The organism is Virgibacillus tibetensis (assembly GCF_036026595.1).
Lineage (GTDB): Bacteria > Bacillota > Bacilli > Bacillales > Amphibacillaceae > Virgibacillus_P > Virgibacillus_P tibetensis.
Window position 1 is genome coordinate 117,950 of record NZ_JARZFX010000003.1, and the last position, 21,883, is coordinate 139,832.

At 36.3% G+C, this 21,883-nt stretch carries 26 protein-coding genes and 1 other annotated feature; of the genes, 8 read left to right on the forward strand and 18 right to left on the reverse strand.

Annotation, left to right across the window (positions count from 1 at the left end):
* Positions 1-68 precede the first annotated feature (68 nt).
* The 5 genes from QGM71_RS08845 to QGM71_RS08865 all read right to left on the reverse strand — a co-directional run bounded on the left by QGM71_RS08845 (position 69) and on the right by QGM71_RS08865 (position 5,550).
* Entirely contained in the window at positions 69-437 is a 369-nt protein-coding gene (locus QGM71_RS08845) for a 4'-phosphopantetheinyl transferase superfamily protein (protein ID WP_327607175.1), read from the reverse strand.
* A gap of 86 nt (positions 438-523) precedes the next feature.
* Positions 524-1,291 (reverse strand): ABC transporter ATP-binding protein, encoded by a 768-nt coding sequence (locus tag QGM71_RS08850; RefSeq protein WP_327607176.1) that lies wholly within the window; start codon positions 1,289-1,291, stop codon positions 524-526.
* A 56-nt stretch (positions 1,292-1,347) separates the two neighbouring features.
* On the reverse strand, positions 1,348-3,684 hold the full coding sequence (locus QGM71_RS08855; protein ID WP_327607177.1) for an ABC transporter permease: 2,337 nt from the start codon (positions 3,682-3,684) through the stop codon (positions 1,348-1,350).
* A 225-nt stretch (positions 3,685-3,909) separates the two neighbouring features.
* Positions 3,910-4,485: a thioesterase II family protein gene (locus tag QGM71_RS08860; protein WP_327607178.1), complete on the reverse strand. Its 576-nt coding sequence runs from the start codon at positions 4,483-4,485 to the stop codon at positions 3,910-3,912.
* A 63-nt stretch (positions 4,486-4,548) separates the two neighbouring features.
* Positions 4,549-5,550, reverse strand: coding sequence for a Gfo/Idh/MocA family protein (locus QGM71_RS08865; RefSeq protein ID WP_327607179.1), 1,002 nt, complete (start codon positions 5,548-5,550; stop codon positions 4,549-4,551).
* Positions 5,551-6,191: 641 nt separating this feature from the next.
* Positions 6,192-6,371 (forward strand) — a binding site (T-box leader).
* Between the two features lie 60 nt (positions 6,372-6,431).
* Here QGM71_RS08865 and trpS point away from each other — a divergent pair.
* Positions 6,432-7,427 (forward strand): tryptophan--tRNA ligase, encoded by a 996-nt coding sequence (gene trpS / locus QGM71_RS08870; RefSeq protein WP_327607180.1) that lies wholly within the window; start codon positions 6,432-6,434, stop codon positions 7,425-7,427.
* A 52-nt stretch (positions 7,428-7,479) separates the two neighbouring features.
* Here the strand turns inward: trpS and QGM71_RS08875 are convergent, their stop codons facing one another.
* From QGM71_RS08875 to QGM71_RS08900, 6 genes are all read right to left on the reverse strand, one after another.
* Complete coding sequence (locus QGM71_RS08875; protein WP_327607181.1) at positions 7,480-8,241, reverse strand: YjbA family protein; 762 nt, start codon at positions 8,239-8,241, stop codon at positions 7,480-7,482.
* 203 nt (positions 8,242-8,444) lie between these two features.
* Complete coding sequence (locus tag QGM71_RS08880; RefSeq protein WP_327607182.1) at positions 8,445-8,651, reverse strand: hypothetical protein; 207 nt, start codon at positions 8,649-8,651, stop codon at positions 8,445-8,447.
* A gap of 184 nt (positions 8,652-8,835) precedes the next feature.
* The gene (gene fabF / locus QGM71_RS08885) at positions 8,836-10,074 is read right to left on the reverse strand and encodes a beta-ketoacyl-ACP synthase II (protein WP_327607183.1); all 1,239 of its coding nucleotides are present in this window, start codon (positions 10,072-10,074) and stop codon (positions 8,836-8,838) included.
* A 41-nt stretch (positions 10,075-10,115) separates the two neighbouring features.
* Complete coding sequence (locus tag QGM71_RS08890) at positions 10,116-11,054, reverse strand: beta-ketoacyl-ACP synthase III (protein ID WP_327607184.1); 939 nt, start codon at positions 11,052-11,054, stop codon at positions 10,116-10,118.
* Between the two features lie 193 nt (positions 11,055-11,247).
* Positions 11,248-12,207: a BMP family ABC transporter substrate-binding protein gene (locus tag QGM71_RS08895; protein WP_327607185.1), complete on the reverse strand. Its 960-nt coding sequence runs from the start codon at positions 12,205-12,207 to the stop codon at positions 11,248-11,250.
* A gap of 94 nt (positions 12,208-12,301) precedes the next feature.
* Complete coding sequence (locus QGM71_RS08900) at positions 12,302-12,907, reverse strand: hypothetical protein (protein WP_327607186.1); 606 nt, start codon at positions 12,905-12,907, stop codon at positions 12,302-12,304.
* 119 nt (positions 12,908-13,026) lie between these two features.
* Here QGM71_RS08900 and QGM71_RS08905 point away from each other — a divergent pair, with 119 nt between their 5' ends.
* Complete coding sequence (locus QGM71_RS08905; protein ID WP_327607187.1) at positions 13,027-13,206, forward strand: DUF2929 family protein; 180 nt, start codon at positions 13,027-13,029, stop codon at positions 13,204-13,206.
* Between the two features lie 98 nt (positions 13,207-13,304).
* Here QGM71_RS08905 and QGM71_RS08910 read toward each other — a convergent pair whose 3' ends face one another.
* Entirely contained in the window at positions 13,305-13,664 is a 360-nt protein-coding gene (locus tag QGM71_RS08910; RefSeq protein ID WP_327607188.1) for a hypothetical protein, read from the reverse strand.
* Between the two features lie 97 nt (positions 13,665-13,761).
* Between QGM71_RS08910 and QGM71_RS08915 the strand changes: the two genes are divergently transcribed.
* Complete coding sequence (locus tag QGM71_RS08915) at positions 13,762-14,583, forward strand: undecaprenyl-diphosphate phosphatase (protein WP_327607189.1); 822 nt, start codon at positions 13,762-13,764, stop codon at positions 14,581-14,583.
* Between the two features lie 369 nt (positions 14,584-14,952).
* Here QGM71_RS08915 and QGM71_RS08920 read toward each other — a convergent pair whose 3' ends face one another.
* Entirely contained in the window at positions 14,953-16,083 is a 1,131-nt protein-coding gene (locus QGM71_RS08920) for a TIGR04053 family radical SAM/SPASM domain-containing protein (protein WP_327607190.1), read from the reverse strand.
* Between the two features lie 173 nt (positions 16,084-16,256).
* A complete protein-coding gene (locus QGM71_RS08925; protein WP_327607191.1) occupies positions 16,257-16,496 on the reverse strand; it encodes a DUF2249 domain-containing protein in 240 nt (79 codons plus the stop codon).
* A 211-nt stretch (positions 16,497-16,707) separates the two neighbouring features.
* Here QGM71_RS08925 and QGM71_RS08930 point away from each other — a divergent pair, with 211 nt between their 5' ends.
* From QGM71_RS08930 to QGM71_RS08950, 5 genes are all read left to right on the forward strand, one after another.
* Positions 16,708-17,400 (forward strand): Crp/Fnr family transcriptional regulator, encoded by a 693-nt coding sequence (locus QGM71_RS08930; protein WP_327607192.1) that lies wholly within the window; start codon positions 16,708-16,710, stop codon positions 17,398-17,400.
* Positions 17,401-17,559: 159 nt separating this feature from the next.
* Positions 17,560-17,802, forward strand: coding sequence for a DUF2249 domain-containing protein (locus tag QGM71_RS08935; RefSeq protein ID WP_327607193.1), 243 nt, complete (start codon positions 17,560-17,562; stop codon positions 17,800-17,802).
* Between the two features lie 5 nt (positions 17,803-17,807).
* Positions 17,808-18,023, forward strand: coding sequence for a DUF2249 domain-containing protein (locus QGM71_RS08940; RefSeq protein ID WP_327607194.1), 216 nt, complete (start codon positions 17,808-17,810; stop codon positions 18,021-18,023).
* A 1-nt stretch (position 18,024) separates the two neighbouring features.
* Positions 18,025-19,269 (forward strand): hypothetical protein, encoded by a 1,245-nt coding sequence (locus QGM71_RS08945; protein WP_327607195.1) that lies wholly within the window; start codon positions 18,025-18,027, stop codon positions 19,267-19,269.
* Positions 19,270-19,291: 22 nt separating this feature from the next.
* Positions 19,292-19,588 carry a metal-sulfur cluster assembly factor gene (locus QGM71_RS08950; protein ID WP_327607196.1) on the forward strand — a complete coding sequence of 99 codons (297 nt, stop codon included), beginning with the start codon at positions 19,292-19,294 and terminating at the stop codon, positions 19,586-19,588.
* 51 nt (positions 19,589-19,639) lie between these two features.
* Here the strand turns inward: QGM71_RS08950 and QGM71_RS08955 are convergent, their stop codons facing one another.
* The 4 genes from QGM71_RS08955 to QGM71_RS08970 form a co-directional block, all read right to left on the reverse strand.
* Positions 19,640-20,113: a molybdenum cofactor biosynthesis protein MoaE gene (locus QGM71_RS08955; RefSeq protein WP_327607197.1), complete on the reverse strand. Its 474-nt coding sequence runs from the start codon at positions 20,111-20,113 to the stop codon at positions 19,640-19,642.
* On the reverse strand, positions 20,103-20,636 hold the full coding sequence (mobB, locus tag QGM71_RS08960) for a molybdopterin-guanine dinucleotide biosynthesis protein B (RefSeq protein ID WP_327607198.1): 534 nt from the start codon (positions 20,634-20,636) through the stop codon (positions 20,103-20,105). The genes QGM71_RS08955 and mobB overlap by 11 nt, the downstream gene beginning before the upstream one ends.
* Before the next feature lie 75 nt (positions 20,637-20,711).
* Positions 20,712-21,023 (reverse strand): metal-sulfur cluster assembly factor, encoded by a 312-nt coding sequence (locus QGM71_RS08965; protein WP_327607199.1) that lies wholly within the window; start codon positions 21,021-21,023, stop codon positions 20,712-20,714.
* An 87-nt stretch (positions 21,024-21,110) separates the two neighbouring features.
* Complete coding sequence (locus QGM71_RS08970) at positions 21,111-21,872, reverse strand: prolyl oligopeptidase family serine peptidase (protein ID WP_327607200.1); 762 nt, start codon at positions 21,870-21,872, stop codon at positions 21,111-21,113.
* Between the last annotated feature and the right edge of the window lie 11 nt (positions 21,873-21,883).

Genomic DNA, 21,883 nt, shown 5'->3' on the forward strand with positions numbered 1-21,883 from the left:
TCTCCAAAACACTCTTATTCCGGATACTCTAGTTTGGAATAAACCACAAGACTTGTCTTCAATTATAACTATATATAATTTTCCTCACCGTTCATTAAACTCTTTAACCAAGTTATAAGACAAATTTGATGAATATGCTCAGGAAAATAGGCATGATGTTGGCTAACAGCTAATTTATATTTTGGATCAATATGATACTTCTTCAGATAGACAGGTTGTTGTTCGATTCTTGATTTAAACATAAATTGTTTGTTAACAACACTACAACTAAAGGAATTTAATGGGATAGAAAGTCCCTTTCCAACCATTTTTATATAACTTTCCTTTAGCGCCCATATATCATAGAAATATTCTAGTTTGTCTTTTCCATACCGCTTATTCAAATCCTGAATTTCCAAGTTAGAATAATTTAATGGAACCGCATATAGTTGAGACATTCTTTTTCCCCACTCATAAATTAAGTTTTACATATCCTTACTGAAAATATTTTGCATATTGCTGACTACATAATTTTCAATAAAAATTAGAATCCCATTTGCATTAACCATGTAGAAAGCTTCTTTTCTCTCACTTCCATATCATGATTCTCCCGCAAGTATCTTCCAAGCTTTATTTCACCAACAATACTTCCATCCAGCATATATACTACACGCTCTGTTTTTACTGCCACTTTGATATCATGTGTAACTAATAAAACCGCAGTCCCTGTCTGATTAATTTCTGCTAATAGTTCCATGATTTCATTAGCGTATTTAGAATTGAGTGCACCTGTTGGTTCATCTCCAAATATAATATTTGGTTGATTTATAAGGGCCCTGCAAATTGCTACTCTTTGTAGTTGCCCACCCGAGGCTTGAGTGATATCGTTATGTATAAGATCAGCAATACCTGTTTGTTTCATTAGTTTTTTAGCTCGTTTATTAATTTTATTCCTACTCTCCATTTTAGCTGAATAAGCTGGGAGGATGATATTATCAAAAATGTTTAAGTTCTTCAGCAAATGAATTTGTTGAAATATAAAACCCATCTTTTTCAACCGAAGGCTAGACAATTCCGCTTCGGAAAGATTAACAAGCTCTTCACCACAAAATTTGACATTTCCAGAGGTGAGTCTGTCCATTCCACTGATATTATGGAGTAAGGTTGATTTGCCAGAACCTGATGGTCCCATCACCGACACTAAGTCACCCTCATTGATTTTTATATTCACATTTTTGAGGACATTAATCTGATTATCCTTTCCGACCACATAGGTTTTACTTAAATTGTTTGTTTCTAATAACGTTTCCATAGAACCTCTCCTTCCAATTTCTATTTGAAACTAGGAATCTGCTGATTTGAGAATATTCACTCTGCATTTAATTCAACGATACTTGACTTATTAATGGAATATATGCTTAACAAGGTAGTAACCGTCACAACACTTAATATTATAAATGGATATAATATATAGGCTTCAATAGGGTTAATAACAAATTCTATATTAGATGCACCCATCATAGATAATAGAATACTAACCATGCTTGGTCCTAACGTATTTGAAACAACAGTTCCAAGAATAATACCGATAGTTAGTACTAATAATGATCTTGTTATATATTGAATACGAATATTATTTAGTGAAAATCCTATACTTTTCATAATCGCAATTTGTGCTGAATCTTTGGCAACTAACATTCGTAAAAACAATGAAGTGATAAGTGCTGCAACTAAAAGGGAAATAGCGATTGCTACTATAGTAAAAGTCTGTAACTGTTTAATCGTATTTCCAAAGGTTTGAGACAAATACCCAGCTAGATCCGTAACCTTTGCAGGATAAAAAGCTTCTTCATATTCATTGATCTTATCACTGAGATTACTTTGTGATTTTAAATCTAAACTAACCTCATACCATAGTACTGTTTCCTGATTATATGGTATAACTGCTTTTGCAGTTCTTCCGCCATTTGTTACATCTTGATAAATACCTGTAATGACCATTTCTTTCTCTTGCCCTTGGACTATTAAGCTTAAATGATCACCAATTCCTTTTCCCATTTCATCGCTATTTAAGTAGGAAAGGGCAATCTCGTTATCCTGTTCTGGTGGAACACCTTCCAAATATTCCAATGGAAATGTAGTGAAATCCCCTGTTTCAATAGTTAAATTCTCAATGGCCCCTTCATTATTAATAAACTTAAACCGACTTGTAACTAATAAAGAAAATTTTTCAACATCATTATCGTTACTTAAATAATCACCCATACTATTAAATTCTTCCTGCATATTTTCAGACTTTTGTAAATCAATCCGAAGATCGCTTCGTTCTATCCCCATATACTTAATGAAACTAGATGATTGAACGGTATTTAAAAAGTTAACTGGAACGATAATAATAAATGAACAAATTAGAAACACAAAAAACAGTAAGATATACATTTTAAATCTAGCAAAGACATCCCTAATACCTAGTAAAATATTAACATTAACAATTCTCCACCTGTGAATAGATAGAATTCTACGATTCGCTTTTCCTTCGCCAAGGCTACCTGATCGCATAGCTTCTATTGTAGATACTTTATTAAATCTTCTAAATGTTAGTATGCAAAAAACTAGAATAATCAAGAACACCACAACGACTCCAAGGAGTGGTGTAATATGCAAAAAAATGCTCTTAGGTGCTGAGCCTAAATATAACATCATATTCGATGTAAACAGTCTATTAAGAAATAGAGATGCTACATAACCAATTATGGTAGCTACCAATGCAAGAACAACATACTTAATATAGTATATTCGTTTAATAGTTCTAAGTGGTATTCCAATCGCTTTCATTATTCCTATTTCCTTATAATCTTCTTCAATTGCTGCTAATATCGTGTATCTGATACATAAAATTGCAATTATTTTAAGAAAAAAACTCACTAATATAATTATGGCAGCTACCAAACCATCTGTAATAGCATTTAATGTTCTTAAAAGAGGGTAATCAATTGCGGGGCCCTTACTTGGTAGTTCAGAAGACTCATACATATTTCTAAATTCATTTAGTTTATTTAAATCAGTTAATAAAAATTCAATGGAATACTCAAGCTCACCAATGTTTTTCTTCAGCTTCTCCAGGTCAGCACCATTTACTACAAAACGTTTAGAATGAATGATGGATGGATTCATTTGAACATCACGGACAAAACTTGTCACAATAAATTCCATTTCAAACCCTTGATCCATTATTCTAATTGTATCCCCAAGCTTTACGTCGTTCTGTTGCATGTAATAGATAGGAACGGCAATTTCTCCCTCTGAAACCTGAAGGATCTCACTATCTAGATTAAGCAAATAATCAAATGTTTTATTTTGTTTAACAAAGTAGTTATCCATAATACTATGTTCGATTAATCCATCATTGCCAAAATCAATCTTTGTTCCATCAATATTAATCATCTCGACTGCTTGTACATTTTTTACAAGTTCATTTTTTGATGACCATTGATCAATCTTAGCCTGATTAATCTCTCCAGCATGCATCTGGACAAAATCAGGAGCATTTGATTTTGTAAACAAGGCATTCAATGAATTAGTTAAGTCGCTAATCATGCCTACTCCACTAGCAACTAGAATAGATGATAACGAAATGAAGATAAATAATATAATTGTTATGCTCTTGTTTTTTAAAAGGTCTTTCTTTAGCATTCTTTTTAGCATTTTGAATTGCTCCTCTCAAGAAAAACATCTTACCCACAGCTTAATTCTAGTTCTAATTATCGTCCATCCTTACCTCCATTTATTAATAGTAATAATTACTATTTCTTTTCTTAGTTATGCACATGATTGAATATAATATCTTCAAGATATTGAGTAACGATACTTGATTTATCATGGATGAACATATGGGAACCGTTTTCAATAGTTGCAATGTTTAATTCACTCTTAAAATATGTTGACCATTGAATAACCTGATTCCATGGGAACGATTCTATCATTTTCACCCCATAGAAAATATACAGGTAACTCTAAAGGTGTAAAATCATGCATAGGAGAGCTTTCCAATATCTTAAAGTCAGCACGAAACACAGGTAGAAAAAAGTTTAGTAGATTTCTTTCATGGATAAGTTCATCAGGGATTCCATCGTAGGTGAGTAAATGATCTATCAATTTATCGTCCGACAAATTGGAGTAATTTGTAGTTTTAAATTCTTTAGGTGTATTACAAGCAGATAATACCAACGTGATACCTTCTATATTATGCTTAGTCGAATCTAGCATGCGTTGTAAAAGAAAATAGGCCACAATCCCTCCCATGCTATGCCCAAAAAAAACACTTTGGGGTTTGATAATTTCTTGTAATTCTTCATAGTACAAACCAATAAGACTCCTGATATCATGCAAGGGTTCAAGATTGCTTCCGCCATGTCCAGGAGGATTAGCTGCCCAGACCACTGCTTTGAGATAAGTTTCTTTTTTATTCAAAAATATTATATCTTTTAATTTTTTATTTTTATCCAAAACTATCTAACTACTTATATTTAGTATTCCTTCACACATCTGAACAATATTTACTTCCCTAAATTAATTTTCTATTGTAATCCAATCACTGGATTCTGATCTTAAGGCATCTACAACTTTTTGTACCTCATACCCTACATCAAATCCGTAGATTTCGGATGGCTTGTTGTGAATTGCATCAATTACATGTCTCATTATCCAAGGTGATGTTGAAGGATGAGGTAAGTCTACATTTTCAATTGGTTGACCGGTAGTTCCAGCTTTTAGATCCTTCCAATTTTCAAACACAATAACTCCTTTTGTCCCTATTGCCGTAATTTTAATTGTATCTTCTGCAGAAACCTCCGTTAACCCATCAAGTAATACAGGAGTGCCTAATTTAAGAAACATTTTCGCAATAATTCCTGTTTCACTAGTGCGATCATCCTTATATGTGATCTCACTTTGAACCCTATCTATGCTTCCAAACAATTTAATAATCATCTGTATTAAATGCACACCTTGCTCTAGAATGAAGCCACCTTCATTTCTTGTATTTATCCACGAATTTTGTTGCCAAGCTGGTGGCCATTGAGAATAGTACATGTTGATATTAATTCCTTTAAGTTCTCCTAAGAAATTTTCATCTATTAATTGTTTGAATTTCTTCACTGCGGGTGAATAATTCAGATGAAAGTGTACTGCGTTGATCACACCTGATATTTTTGTTTCTGCTACTATTTCACTTGCTTCTTGGGCTGTGTGTGCTAGGGGCTTTTCACAGAGAACATGTATGTTCTTTTTAACAGCATCCAGAACAATCTGTTTATGGCTCGATGGTGAAGTTGCAATGTAAGCCAGATCTATTGTAGTTTCTTCAAACATTTTTTTATGATTAGTAAACCATTGTATATTTGGATTATCTTTCTTTATATCCTCTGCAACTTCTTTTACAATACCTTTATTAGTATCACAAACGGCAACAATTTCTACTTCATTGGGTATATGAAAATATCTTAATGGGTTTATAATCTTCCGACCAAAAGAACCTAGCCCTATCAGTGCGATCCTGGTTTTCTTTTTCATCTAAAATCTCCCTCTATAATTTGATATATAATCAAAAAATCCAACTTAATAGCAGAATTTTATTATTAAAAGTGTATTGGCGTGCTGCTCCATCTACAATAAATGAACCTATTGAAAGAAAAAAATAACATTAAAGCTATTTAATTTTTAGATCTACTCATTTTAATAACCTCCTCTTTAATTTTAAATTGTATTAAAAATAAAGATTTGCAGAAATAAAGCCCACCATAAAAGATTATATTTTTTAAAGATACCATTCCTTTCTAAATTGAAAATAATAAGTAAATTGAAAAATCTAACTTTTTTACCTAATCTTACTACATATTTGTATATTGGAAAAGTAAAGGGTTTTATTTTGATTATCACCTGTTTTACCCTTAACTATACAAACATTAGGTGAGTTAAGAGTGAAGTAAGATCACATTGTGGGTCCTTCTGTCTGGTTCATCAAAAGATTTATATACATTCCATTATCACGTTTTCTAATAAGTTTTCTTTGTTTCTTAGTAATATCTCGGACCTTTCTAACCTGCTTTTGCTCACTTTATACCCGTGATAATCTCTTTCACGAACTTTGTCTCCTTTCTAATATTTCTACTTGCTATTCCCCAAAAGACTATATATAATATAAAAAAGTCAATAAACTAGCAACGACAAAGGCGTAGTACAATTACCCACTGATTTTAAGAGAGCTTGTGGTTGGTGGAAACAAGCATCAAGGTACATTGGAATTGGACTTTCGAGCTAATTAACTAGTAAAGTGATTCTGCAACAAAATTGCAGAATAATTAGGGTGGCACCGCGGTTCATTCGTCCCTGTCTTAGGGATAAATGGGCTTTTTTTAATGGACAAATTTAAAATAAAATGGAGTGGTTTAAAAGTGAAAACTATTTTTTCCGGTATACAACCAAGTGGTACATTAACCATTGGGAATTATTTAGGTGCAATACAGCAGTTCGTTCAATTACAGGATGATTATCAATGCTACTTTTGTATTGTAGATGAACATGCGATTACAGTTCCACAAGACAGATTAAAGCTGCGCCAAAACATCCGCTCGCTGGCAGCATTATACCTGGCATCAGGCATTAATCCTGAGGACTCTACACTATTTATACAGTCAGAGGTACCAGCACATACCCAATTAGGATGGATGCTTCAATCCATCAGCTATATCGGCGAATTGGAACGAATGACACAATATAAGGATAAATCGACAGGTAAAGAAGGTGTCTCTTCTGGTTTGCTGACATACCCATCGTTAATGGCAGCTGATATCCTGCTTTATAACACCAACCTTGTACCTGTAGGTGAAGATCAGAAGCAGCATTTAGAGCTGACCAGAAACCTTGCCCAACGTTTTAACAATAGATTTAATGATATCTTTACCGTACCTGAAGTACGCATCCCAAAAGTTGGAGCCCGAATCATGTCCTTACAGGAGCCGACAAAGAAGATGAGTAAATCAGATGAGAATGAAAAAGGATACATTTCCATGCTTGATGAACCGAAGAAAATTGAGAAGAAAATTAAAAGTGCAGTAACGGATTCAGAAGGAATCGTTCGATTTGATAAGGAAAATAAACCAGGCGTATCCAATCTGCTGAACATCTATTCCAGCTGTACAGGGGAGTCCATTGAGACTCTCACTGCAAAATACGACGGCAAAGGATACGGTGATTTCAAACAGGGTGTAGCTAGTGCTGTAATAGGTGTATTAAAACCTATTCAGGAAAAGTATGCTGCTTTAATTGATTCCGATGAACTGGATGATATCCTTGATGCAGGAGCGGAAAAAGCCTCATTTACTGCTAACAAAACCGTTGCAAAAGCAAAAAAGGCAATGGGATTAGGAAGAGTCATAAAGAAAAAATAGAAAGACAAAAGGGCATCTGGAGATCCAGGTGCCCTCTAACTATACAGCCTTTTCACTTTTGATTTGTCGTACTTTGTTCCTGACCAGTTTCAATTTCCCAAACTTTTTCCAGGAAAGGCTGACCCTTAATTAACTTCGCACATAATTCCTCATGTGATGAACTCCATCCTTGCCGAACCCCATTATACAAGGCGCCCCAAACTTTTTCTTCATTCATAAAACGTATGGACGGGTACTTTTTGGGATCCCATTCTGTTAGCCAATATCTTAATTCGAGTGGATTATTTGTTGTTCTGAGCTGATCGAGTGCCATCATAAGCAGTTGCTTTAATTGACGTTCTCTTCTTGTTAAACCAAAGACAAGTTCAGGGGCCATGGAAAGCATGTGGTATTCTTTTTTGTATAAACTGTTATCAAATTTAAAGGATTGTGCCTTTGTACTCTGGATCATGTCGAATACGAGCTGCTCCTGCCTTGGTATTAACCTGCTTTTACGGATCGGAATTTGATACCCTATCGTATCAAATGCCATAATATCATTCCCATTTGTAATTATACCTGCATAGTCCAGTACAGACCTTTCCTGCCCTTTACGTGTATAGGCGCGTTTATAAACTGCATCGAGTAAAGCTTTCGGCAAATCATGCATATCATTTTCAATGAAGTTGTATAGTTCTTCTGTTATGTATAGTAATGGAACCTGATCTAATAATTCTATTCCATCCTCTTTGCGCCACTCATGAAAATAACAAACATTGTACCCATTTTCTTCTCCTTCAAACCAATTAACCCAAACATCGTGCATGTATAACATAAGCAACCCTCACTTTTAGAACTAAACTTAAAGGAAATGTTCAAAAATCGCGGTAAAAATACTGCTCGAATTTATCTATCAACAAGTACCCCCTGATGCAGGATATATTCGAATTAACCGGCCGTCTTTTTATCCACATTTTGAACACGTACTTAAAATACATTATGACCATCATTTAGAAAAATATTCTAAGTTAGTAAATTTTAAGGGTTGTTTGGAAAACGATATAGCACGAGCGACATTAGTAAAACACCGATTGGTAGGAAATAACATTCTAATCTTCCTATTATAAAATTGAAATATTCCATCCAAGTTAATCCTGCTGGCAAGAAGTTCATATATGCGATGATGGTTACGCCCCCAGATACAGCAAGCCCAAATCCAATTAAAAATAAAAATATATACCCCATAAGTACCGCACCACTCCCAGCTAGTCCTGCACACTAGTACTCTATTTTATGCTTGTACCACTTAATAAATGATTACTAATTGGAGTGGCCGGTACATGGTTTTGTTAATCGCTTTCCTTACAGTAACGAGAATTAGAAGAAGCTGACCAGATTGATCTGATCAGCTTCTTCGTTTTAGCTATAATTATTGATATTTTTTAAAAACCAGTGCAACATTATGCCCGCCAAAGCCTAAGGAATTACTTACAACTACATTAACATCCTGTTTCCTCGCTTCATTTGGAACATAATCCAAGTCGCAGTCAGGGTCTGGTGTTTCGTAATTGATAGTAGCAGGGATTAAGCTGCTCTCAATTGCTTTAATGGAAATTACAGACTCAATACCACCCGCTGCTCCTAATAAATGACCAGTCATTGATTTAGTTGAGGATACAGCCACTTTATGAGCATGTGATCCCAAAACAGTCTTTATCGCTTCTGTTTCATATTTATCATTTAATGCCGTACTAGTCCCATGAGCATTAATATAATCAACTTCATCAGGAGAAATACCTGCATCATTTAATGCATGCTGCATCGCACGTGCAGCTCCCTCGCCATGCTCTGCCGGAGCGGTAATGTGGAAAGCATCTCCAGTGGCACCATAGCCAACAATTTCACCATAAATCTTGGCACCACGCTCAAGTGCACTCTCCAATGTTTCTAGAATTAATATTCCAGAACCTTCCCCCATAACAAAGCCATCGCGATTTTCATCAAATGGACGACTTGCCTTTTGAGGGTCTTCATTAAGTGACAAAGCTTTCATTGCAGAAAACCCGGCAAAAGCCATGTTTGAAATTGGGGCTTCCGTTCCGCCGGCAATGATGTAGTCAACGTCGCCACGCTGTACAGCCTTAAATGCGTCACCTATTGAATTGGCACCGGATGCACATGCAGTAACACTACAGGAATTAATTCCTTTTGCACCAAGTTGAATAGACACCTGACCTGCAGCCATATCTGGAATCATCATTGGCACAAAAAACGGGCTTACACGTTTTGGTCCTTTTTCCAGAAACTTTTGATGCTGATCTTCCCATGTTGCCATACCGCCAATTCCAGAACCTATCCATACACCTACACGATGTGCATTACTGTCATCAATCGTCAACTTTGCGTCTTCAACTGCCATTTTTGCTGCAGCTACTGCAAATTGTGTGAATAAGTCCATTTTCCTTGCATCTTTCTTTTCCATATACTGGGTTGGGTCAAAGTCTTTTACCTCTGCTGCAACCTTTGCAGGAAAGTCATCTTTATTTACACGGGTCACAAAATCTATACCTGACTTTCCTGCAGCAATGTTTTCCCACATTTGATCAACGTTATTTCCCACTGGGGTTACAGCCCCTAGTCCGGTTACAACTACTCTTCTTGCTTCCATATGGCACTCCTCCTCTAACATGAACAATATTGTTTACTTGCTTATCTTCCCCAGCGCATCGCAATAGCGCCCCAGGTTAATCCACCACCAAAACCGACCAGTACAATTAGGTCATTATCTTTAATCTTACCATCTTTAACAGATTCTGATAATGCCATAGGAATAGATGCTGAAGAATTGTTACCATACTTTTTAATCGTGGTAGCCATTTTATCTTCAGAAATCCCCAACCGTTCACGTGCGGCATTCATAATTCTGATATTTGCCTGGTGTGGAATTAAATAGTCTACATCTTCTCTACTGAAACCTATTTTTTCTATCACATTAACGGTTGATTCAGGCATTTGCCTAACAGCAAATTTATAGACCTCACGACCATTCATCACTAAATGATCATTTTCATCTTGGTAGAGCTCTTTGCCCCCTGCTCCATTGGCCCCTAATTCAAATGATAAAATCCCTTTTCCTTCAGAGACTTCGCCAATAACAGCTGCTCCTGCGCCATCCCCCAGAAGTACACAAGTACCACGGTCTTCCCAGTTTGTGATTTTAGATAACTTTTCCGTTCCAACTACGAGAACCTTCTTATAAGCTTTTGTATCAATGAATTGCTTTGCGGTAACTATTCCATACATAAACCCGGAACATGCAGCACTGATATCCATTGCTGCTGCTTTTGAAGCACCCAGTCTATCTTGTATCATACAGGCTACAGAAGGGAAAGGAGTGTCTGGCGTGACAGTCGCAACTAAGATTAAATCAATTTCCTCTGCCTTTACATCCGCTTCTTTTAAAGCTTCTTCTGCAGCATAGAATGCCATGTCTGATGTATTAATATCATCTTCTGCAAACCTGCGTTCTTCTATTCCTGTTCTTGTTCTTATCCATTCATCATTTGTATCCACAATTTTTTCCATATCTTTATTTGTAATAACTTTTGTTGGAAGATAGTGACCAGTTCCTAATACACCAACACCCATATTCCCATCTCCTTATATACTAATGTTAATAGCAATTATTATGACTTGGTACTAATTTTAATGTATATTTGTTTTTCTTGCAAGTACTAAAAATCATTTATGTTAAATAATGGAAATTCCGAACAGTTTATAGACTTGAAAATTTAAGACCAATTTATTAAAAGCCGGATGACTTACTGTAACAGAATTTATATTATTCATTTGGCAATAAGCCTGTTTCTATATATCTGTCAACTGCATCATTAACCAGCTTTTGAAAGTACTTAGGAACATCCGGGCTAAATTCGCCTAAGGAAATCGCTTCTTCTTGGAAATCAAACGTCATAATTGTACCTTCAAGCTGACCCTTATTAAATTTCTTCGCTGTCATCTCATAGAGCTTGTCCACATGCTGTATCGTGCTCGTTAACACCGTTCGATCACCCGTATCTGATTGATCCGAAACATAGCCAATAGCATATAAGTCATCTTCTTTAGCTCGATGAATGATATCTGACGTAAAGGAGTCTCCAGTTGGATAAAAAACATCCACATCATAGTCTCGCAGCTTTTCATACATTTCTCCCGCTGTCTTTGTATCATTCCAGTCGTTGATAAAATTCATATGTACTACTGCTTCACTATTTTGATATTTTACTCCTTCATAAAAACCCTCTATTTCCGGTTGCCACTCATATGCGGAAACAATTCCAACATGGTTTGTTGAAGTCATTTTACCAGCGACCATACCACCAAAAAATCCCATGGCATGTGCACTGAAATTTAAACTGGTGACATTCTCATCAAAATAACCCCCATTAAAATAGACAAAATGAACATCCGGATACAATTCTGCCAGATCAACAAAATACTTTCCATATATACTGCTATGGCCAAATATGAGGTTAACACCATCTTGAACAAACGCCTCAATCGCATTTGAAATCTCTTGCTCAGTTATTATTTCCTCTTTATAAAATATATCTACATCATAGTCTTCACCAATTTGCACCAATCCATTATAACCCTTTTCTGCCCATGCCTGATTTTCGATAGTGCCATCCATGAGCATGCCAACATTTTGAATCTGGTTGCCTTCAAAATAATTACCGCATCCCGTTACGAGTAATAATGTGCCAATTAATAAAACGAATAACTTTTTCAATTTGGGCACTCCAATCTGGATCCTACCTATTCTGTGTACTACTGATATTGTATCCCCTTGCTGAAGATGAGTAAATAATAGATTCCGTTACGTTTTTGTATCATTAGTAAAATTTACTATACAATTTAAAATGGTTAAGAACTCTCTCCAAATTTTCTTCAGTAGGTACATTGTCACGAATGTAGATCGAATTTTCAAGTTTTACATCTTCTTTTGTTCTATTACTTGATGATTTTACCACTATTTCTGATTGCAGCTTACTTTTTTCAAGCCAGCTCAACAGAGATTTTGTAAAGTCTTTAATGTATACTGCGTTTTGTTTAAAATAAGGTGAATCAAAGCGAATAAATTTATTATTACTGTACAGACCATTTTCATTCATTGGCATCCATTCACCAAAGAGCAGAGGAGCTTTAATTGACACAATACTGTCACTATCTTTTACTCGGTCACTAGGATCAATAAAAATCTTACGTTTGGCTTGAATTTCTGTATTATCTTTAACATCATGAATGATAACTGCATTCTCATAGAATTCGCTAGTTACTGGTTCAGCAAGCGTAAAGGAACTATTTCTACCAAAAAACATGGTTAGGCTGTCATCAATAGTTTCATTTATCACCCCGTGAACCATCCGTCCATCATCAAGCAGGGATTCTGTAATATGGAAACCAATCCACTGATTACAATTCACAACCAGATAAGTCATGTAGATCCTCCTTTACTTAAATAAATTTTATACTTTTATTTTATGTACTGATTTGGTAAACTATAAGAGAATGTTAAGAAAAACTAAGGTTACTTGTAAAAAAAGATGAGGTGTTAACTATGCGTTACATAATGACAATAGTGTGGGCAGTTCTAATAAGTGGTGTTATCTCTTATGTTTTATCCAGTATGGGTAATGAAGCGTTTAGCTTAGTGAATACACTGGTTCTTGCCGCTATTCTTGTAGTTGCCGTTGTAATATTAGGAGAAGGCGTCTTAAAAGAAGAAGACACTAACTAAACAATGTACATAAAAGTAGTAGTCATGTAGAATAAACCCTTGCCCGTTTAAGGAACTAAATGGCAAGGGTTTCATTTTTATGCAGGATTTGATCTATATTAATACCAAGGCAGAACACTTAATGCAGCTAGTGCAGCCAATGGTAATACAAGCCGTCTGAATCTAAAGGGTGGACGGCCAAATCCATAACCTGGGAACCCGAACCCTGGTGCACCGTAACCCGGATAACCACCAAACCCTCCGTATCTTTCTTCACGGTGATGAGTTTGAGGCATATTTTCGTGGTAGCCTGCGTATTGCTGCTCACTTGGATCTAAAGGTACTGCAAAATAAACATTTTCGTCATCCAATCCAGTTATGATTCCATCTACTTTCGAACCATCAACCATCTCAGCAAGTACGTAGGAATGCATATGACTTTTACATAACTCGTATATTTGATGATAATCATTATTCATATTATCAACCTCCCCAATTAGACTATTCAGTAGCCTATGGGTTGGTGACTTGTTCTATCTATGAAATGAAATGTATTACGTAACAGGAGGATAGCCCATGGACAACATTACTGAACTATGGACATTACTTACCTATTTATTTTTAGGCTTATTTCAAGGATTTTCAGAACCAATACCTATTTCATCAAGCGGCCATCTGGTAATTCTTCGTGAACTGTTTGAAATAGAAATAAAAGGACTTTCTTTTGAGATCCTTGTTAACTTCGGATCGCTAATTGCAGTCTTGCTTGTTTTTAGAAAAGATATTATTCGTTTAACCCAAAATTTCTTTCGTTTTTTGACGAAAAAGGAAGAAGCAGCCAAAGACGATTTTCAATTTATTCTATTTCTTGTAGTAGCCACAATCCCTACAGGCATTATCGGTTTATTGTTTGAGGATTATATTGAAGATGCGCTTAGTTTTGTTGCCGTCGTTGGAATAACCCTTCTCATCACAGGTACTGCATTATGGATTATCCGGAATCTGCGTGGCAGGAAAAATGATGGTGATTTAACAGTTAGAGATGCTTTAATCGTTGGTTTTGCACAAGCAGCCGCTTTAGTACCGGGGATCAGCCGTTCAGGGGCTACGATCGTTGCTGCAATGCTGGTCGGAATGAAACAGGAAACTGCACTTCGTTTTTCGTTTCTATTGTACATTCCAGTAAGTCTGGGAATTACCGTTTTAAAATTTACGGATATTATCACGGATCCTGATTTTGAAGCATTAATGATTCCTTATTTAATCGCATTTATGGCGTCCATTGTTGCTTCATTTTACGCCTTAAAATGGTTTATCAATATTATGGCTAAAGGAAACCTTAAATACTTTGCTTTCTATTGTTTTATTGTAGGTACCCTTGTAATCTTATTCTTATAATTAAAGTGAAAGAGGCTGGGACATAACTAAATGGGAAGAATGAGAATCCGAACAATCGGAACTTAGCGTAAGCAAAATACGCAGACTCCTGTGGGAACAGCACGAGCTGAAGATCCACTGTGTGAAGTGCTCTTCTTCACACAGTTAGCTGAAGCCGTGCCCACTAAAAAGCGAAGTATTTTGTCGAAGCGATACATTTGCTCAGGCGTTAATGTTCGGATTTCCCTGAATACTTCCTCTTTTGTCCCAACCTGTTTTTTGTTTAAGAAAAAGTTCCTTACCGTGAAAACAATTTGCTAACAGCTAAGAATAATACCACCATCCATAAATAGGTGAAAGCTCCCAGAATATCCTTCTGGAAGCTTTTGTTTATACTTTCAGCTTTTTTTGTTTACGCATTGCTTTTGGAATATACACACAATATGGTTCGCTCTCCATATAATCTCCGGTAACATTATAGGCTCTAGACCTCGAGCCTCCACATACATGCCGGAATTCACAAACACCGCATTTCCCTTTATACTTATCCGGGTTTCTCAAGTTTTGGAAAACTTCCGATTCACGGTAGATTGTTGCTAACGGAGTTTGGCGGATATTACCTGCTTTTATCGGCAAAAGTCCACTTGGATACACGTCTCCAGTATGTGAAATAAACACAAAACCGTTTCCATCATTCACACCCTTAGGTGCACGACCTAATCCATCAATTTGTCCAATTTTACCTGTATTTAGTGCATCCTCATAGAAAATATTGTCTTTATCACTAATACCTTTAGCTTCACGCATTTTGTTTTGAATTACAACACGGCGATAATGCTGTGCTGCTGTTGTTTTTATATCAAATGGAACACGCTTCGAAAGCTTATAAAGCCATCTCAGTACACGTTCATGTTCGGCAGGTGAAATCATATCGGATTCTTTACCCCGCCCTGTAGGAACAAGGAAAAAGACGCTCCATAAGACAACTCCTAATTTTTCAACCATTTCAGCCATTTCATCTAAATATTCATAATTATATTTTGAAATAACCGTGTTTATTTGTAGAGGCATTTCCAATTCATGTAAGTATTCTATTGCATTCATCGTTAAGTCGAACGAGCCTTTGGTACCTCTGAAATGGTCATGAACTTCTTTACAATGACCATCCACACTAAATGCCCAACGCGCTAAACCTACATCTTTTGCTTTTTGCATCGCTTCTTTTGTTACATTAGGCGTCGCTGATGGTGTCATGGAAACACGTACACCTTTTTTTACAGCATATTCAGCAATATCAAAAACATCTGGACGTTCTAATGGATCTCCACCTGTAAAAACAAGCATAGGATTATCCATTTCATATATATCATCAATTAGTTTTTTACCTTCTTCAAACGTTATTTCCAATGGGTTCCGATGGTACTGTGCTTCTGCACGGCAGTGTAAACATTTTAATTGGCAAGCACGTGTCAGCTCCCAAATAACAATAAATGGATTTTCATTATAATCTCGAGGAAACATATGACCCCTCCTATTAATTTCTGTCTTCATTGTATAATACTCCATTTCCCATGGCTGTGATGTTTTTCACTTAGTGTGGCATTGTCAATAAATCGTCACACGTGGCTATTTTATCACCTATAGGAAAAGACCTCCGAAGTGTAAAACTTCAGAGGTCTTCAACTAGTAAGCTTCTATTTCTTTCCAATTGCCACTCTCCATAGCAACGGACCTTCCTCCAGGTATTCCCAAATAAAAGTACCTTCTCTTTCCATCATAAATTGATACTCCAGTGGCTTCGGGTTGTGATCGTTGGATAACTCCATAAATTCTCCTGCATTAAGCTCATCAAATACCTCAAATATCCGTGGATGTCTAAATCTCGGCTCAATATCAGGTGCGTGTAATTTTACGGTATACTGTATTTCGTTCATAATATTAACCCCCCATTATTATGGTACTATTTGTTCGACATCTATATTTTATCCTCTGGAACTGAACGCAGCTGTGAGAAAAAACACCATAAACATATGATTTTAATCACGCTGTATACTTTTTAACTGATGTACCCGGTTTAAACATGATAAACTAGAAGAAGAGAAGAGCATTACTTCATATAAGTTCCAAAAAGAGAGGAGCGTTTTAATGAATACAAAATCCGTACAAGAGCTTTTGCAATCATTTCCTTTATTTAAAGATCTAACTGACTTTGAGATGGAACCAATTCTTGATATTGCCAAAAATCGGACCTATCGTTCTGGCACACATATTTTTATGCAGGGCGACCCGTTAACTAATGTTTATTTCATCCACCTGGGAAAAGTAAAAATCTATAAAACAGACGTCCATGGAAAAGAACAGATTGTTAATGTACTCCAGAAGGGGGATATGTTTCCGCACCAAGGGTTCTTCAGACAGGATGATTGCCCGGCACATGCTGAGGTGCATGAAGATGCCGTTTTAATATATATACCTATTAGTTCGTTCGAGAACTTCCTTATCACTCATCCGGAGACCTGTGTAAAACTATTTCGTGTACTTGGTGATAAGATTGTAGACCTGCAAAGCCGACTTGAAGAGAAGATTCTGCTTAATACATACGATCAAATTATCATGCTTTTGTCTCGACTAGCTAAAAGCTATGGGAAAGAATTAAGCGATGGGCAAATTCGGATTACTACTCAGTTTACAAACCGTGAACTGGCAAATATGATAGGATCGAGTCGTGAAACAGTGAGTCGGACATTAACCCAATTGAAAAAAAAGAATTTAATCAGCACAACGAAAGATGGGTATATCCTGGTAGAACCTGAAGCGTTGGAAGATGAATTATTTTAAATACAGCTCTTTTCAAAGCAAACTGTTATTAATGGCAGTTTGCTTTTTTATTTTATATTTAAATCATGATTTATACAGATCCACTAATGTGATTCTAATCACTACACAGCTAATTGAAAATGATTATCATATAGATATAAAATGAAAGAGGTGATCAATATGGCGATAAAAGAAGCTTTCTTAGAATTGGATGTACGTGAAGATTTACGATTAAAAAAGGAACCATTTGATAAAATTATGAGCACGATAAAGCAGTTGGAGGAAGGGCAGGATTTTATTCTGCATGCCCCTTTTAACCCAGTGCCACTGCATGCTGTTTTAAGAAGAAAGGGTTTTGAAAATAAGTCCGAAAAGGTAGATAAAAAGCATTGGAAAACAGTTTATACAAGGATAGAGGGTTAACGTTTATGATGATCGACAATCGTGGGTTAGAGCCTCCCCAACCAATGATGAGAACACTAAAAGCATTAGATAAGCTGCTTACAAATGAACAGCTATCAATTATTAATGATCGCCGACCAATGTTTTTATATGAGGAGTTAGACGAGCGTGGGTACGTGCACGAAACAGTAGCTTTGGAAGACGGAAGCTTTAAAATTATAATAACTAAGACAGGTGATTAATATGATCCCCGGAGTCAGCATGAAGTCAGATACCAATGTCAAACTTCCATTAGCGTTCATCCTGTATGCTCTTGCTGCATTAGTAGTTGCACAATTTATTCTTTTTTTTAACAGTGACTCGTTAGCAGCTGGACAGTTTCGTATCCCGGATATTTGGATGGGAGCGCATTTTCTTTTATTGGGTTACGCAGTAATGATCGCAATGGGAGCCATGTATCAACTTGTTCCCGTTGCCTTTCTTACCCCTATCTGGAGTCAGAAGCTGGGGTACCTTCAATTCATTATAACTGCTGTTGGAATTACACTTTTTTCAATTTTACTCGGAATGAAGCCAGCTGACGCGATTTATGGAGGAATACTGGCGATAACCGGAATTATATTATTTATTTTTCAGATGACAAAAACAATCCTCAAACAAAAAGAGAAAAGCATGATGACTTATTTTGTTCTAGCTGCTATTACAAGCTTTTTCTTAACTGTAGGTGCTGGTTTCTTATTGGCCTGGAACATTGCTTATGGTGGTATTGGCAGCCATAACACTATTTTATATACCCATATTCTATTAGGGATTACAGGCTGGTTCACATTACTTATTTTTGGTTTTTCCTATAAATTAGTACCAATGTTCAGCCTTTCTCATGGCTATTCATTGAAATGGATGAAGAAAGCTTTTTTCACTTATGTCACTGGGCTTCTTCTCGTTATCAGTTCACTTTGGCTGAGCTTTATCTATTTGGAAACAGTTGGATGGTTTTTTCTCTTCCTTGGATTTGTTTACTTTGTATTAGACGTAAAAGAGATTTTAATTAAAAGAATAAAGAAAAAGTTGGATAAGCCTTTTATCTTCTCGTTAGTTGCTATTCTAAATGGTTTAATGCTTCACTTTTTAGCTTTAGTATTGCATTTACTCAGTGTTAACGATGCTGCTGTTTGGAGCTGGCTTCTTTTTCTTTACATTATGTGCTGGATTATTTTTAGTATCTTGGGCTATCTATATAAAATTGTTCCATTCCTCTGGTGGACTCATAAATACGCCGATAAAATTGGAAAGGAAAAAGTGCCCACTTTAAAAGAGATGATCAATGAGCGGTTTAGTGTTGTTTTATTTCTATTATTTGCAGGTAGTGTAATCGGCTTAACCAGTGGCGCTTTATTACAGATTGGGGTTGCTGTACTCATTTTTCCAAGGTTTATTAGCAGCTACCTCACTAGCCTATGCCTTAACTATTGTGCGGATTTTATGTAAGTAAGAGGAAAGGAGAATAATCATGTCACTTGAATCAAACGTAAATGCTGCATTATCCGACGTGATCGATCCAGAGCTGGGGATTAATATCGTCGACTTGGGTCTAATTTATGGCATAGACATTCAGGAAACTGTTGTGATCATAAGAATGACCTTGACCACTCCCGGCTGTCCCATGCATGATAGCATTAGAATTGGTGTAGAGCATCGAATCAGTCAGGTGGACGGTGTATCTGATGTGCAGGTAGAGATCAGCTGGGACCCTGCTTGGAACCCTGGTAAAATGAGTAACAAAGCAAGAGAGAGTCTCGGATTGTAGCTGCCGGAGGCCATTATTAAGAATGGCCTCCTCGTGTTACGAAGACAAAAGTTACTTGCCTTTCATGTCGTCTTCGGCAGGTATGTTCTCTGTGTAGGATTGCTTCTCTTTCTGATCACCGATCCAAAGAGTTCCATCTTCCCAATGTTCTTTTTTCCAGATTGGAACGATTTCTTTTATTCGCTCTATTGCATAACGGCTCGCTTCAAATGCATCATTGCGATGCGGTGTTGAGACTGCAATTACCACAGCAATATCAGAGATCTCCAACCTACCGATACGATGTGCAATAGCTGTTCTTGCTCCATCCCATTTTTGATCTATTTCCTCGCCTATTTGTGCAAGCTTTTTCTCTGCCATAGCAACATAGGCTTGATACTCCAAATGTAATGTCCGCTTACCTTTTGTAAATTCTCTTACTGTACCAATGAACGTATTAACAGCTCCGGCTTCTGGACGAGTTACTTTGGCCACTACTTCGGTTATTTCAATTGGCTTGTTTGTAATCCAATAATCAGTTTTCATTTAATTGCCTCCCCACCATACAGGCTATTAATGCCGGTAAATTTTCTTCGGTTTTTTGTAAAGGAAATGTATAATAGTCACTATTTTCAGCGAGGACCTCATTCCAGCAGCCAACTGCAATAATATTGGACAGTTCCAGTAGGGCCATGTCTTTTTCATCTTTTAGGATAACTATTTTCGGATAATCTGCTTTTTTATATCCTTCAATTAATAAAATATCCAATGGCAGCACTGTATAAAATTGCAGGAGTTCGTCTAACTCAAATGAAGTTGTATCCTTTACGGTTATGTGAAGCTCTCTCTCCCCTTGTACAGCACTGATACTGGATCCTGCCTGTAGATGCTTCGAACTGTCCGTTTCCTTAACAGATGCTGGTTCTCCACCATGCCCATGGTGTTTTAGTGTACCTACTTGTAACTCTTTTGACGAAAGATAGCTGATTAACCTCTCCATAAGTGTGGTTTTTCCTGAATTTTTATAACCAACTACTTGGAAAATAAGCGGAGGATTCTTAATTTGCATATAAATACCTCATTAATTAGATTTAAATAAGTAAAAAGGTTAACCCAAGTGGATCAACCTTTCTCTATTTCTTGATCAATCAGGAATTCCTAATGCAATTTTAGCATAACGGGACATTTTATCCTTGCCCCATGGTGGATTCCAAACGATATCTACTTTTATTTCTTTAATTTCTGGTATATCTGAAAGCGCACCTCTTACATCTTGCTCAATGTGACCAGCCAAAGGGCAACCCATCGATGTCAGTGTCATGGTAACGGTACATAATCCCTCGTCATCTAAATCAACATCATATATCAAGCCTAAGTTGACAATATCAATACCTAACTCAGGGTCAATTACGTTCTCAAGTGCACCTATCATATTTTCTTTTAACGCTTCATCCATAACTTTTACCTCCTCGTAAAGTTCCTATATCCATTTAAACATATTTACCTTCACTTTTAAATGATTTAACTCACACTTTGAAAATGTCTACAAGTGTTTTTCAAACCACTTGGCTGTTTCCAGAACAGCAAATCTGCTTACTTTATGATCCCGATTTGACTCTTTTAAAAATTTAATGGTATCCGTTGCTTTGTATAATCTGCTTGCCTCTTCGTAAAATGTATAGGAATGGTCAAACGGAACAACCTTATCTTTATCTCCATGCCAAAACATAAGGGGACGTTGGTTAAGTTTTTCCAGCTGTTTTGATAAATCGTATTGTTCAAGCTTTCCATATAATTCATTCGCCTGTTCTTCAGTGATTTGTAAATCACCTGACTTTGTTAGATTATCTACAAGTGCTTTTGCATAGGCAGTGATTTTAGGTGTGCCCATCAGAACTGCCGCAGATTTTATCCAGGTATACTGAGTCAGGGCTGCTGAAGTGGTTATCCCACCCATACTTGTTCCGGCAACACCGAATCGGTCATGCTGCACCAATCCTTTTCCATCAAGATATTCCTTTATATCCTTTAGTTCATTTACATTTTGAATGATGATTTCCCAAAAAGCATATTGTCTTGTTTCGGAAGAGGCTTTAATTTCACGTTCCCCATGATACTCACTATCCGGGAGTACTACTCGGTATCCTTTTTCAGCTAAGAGGTATGCCAATGGCAAATTATGTTCTTTTGCACTTGTAAAACCATGAAAATACGTAATGATAGGTAGCGCTTCGACTTTCCTGTTGGCTTCAACCACAATTAAACTTGGTATATTTTTTATATATTCTTTATATACACTTATCATCTTTATTATCT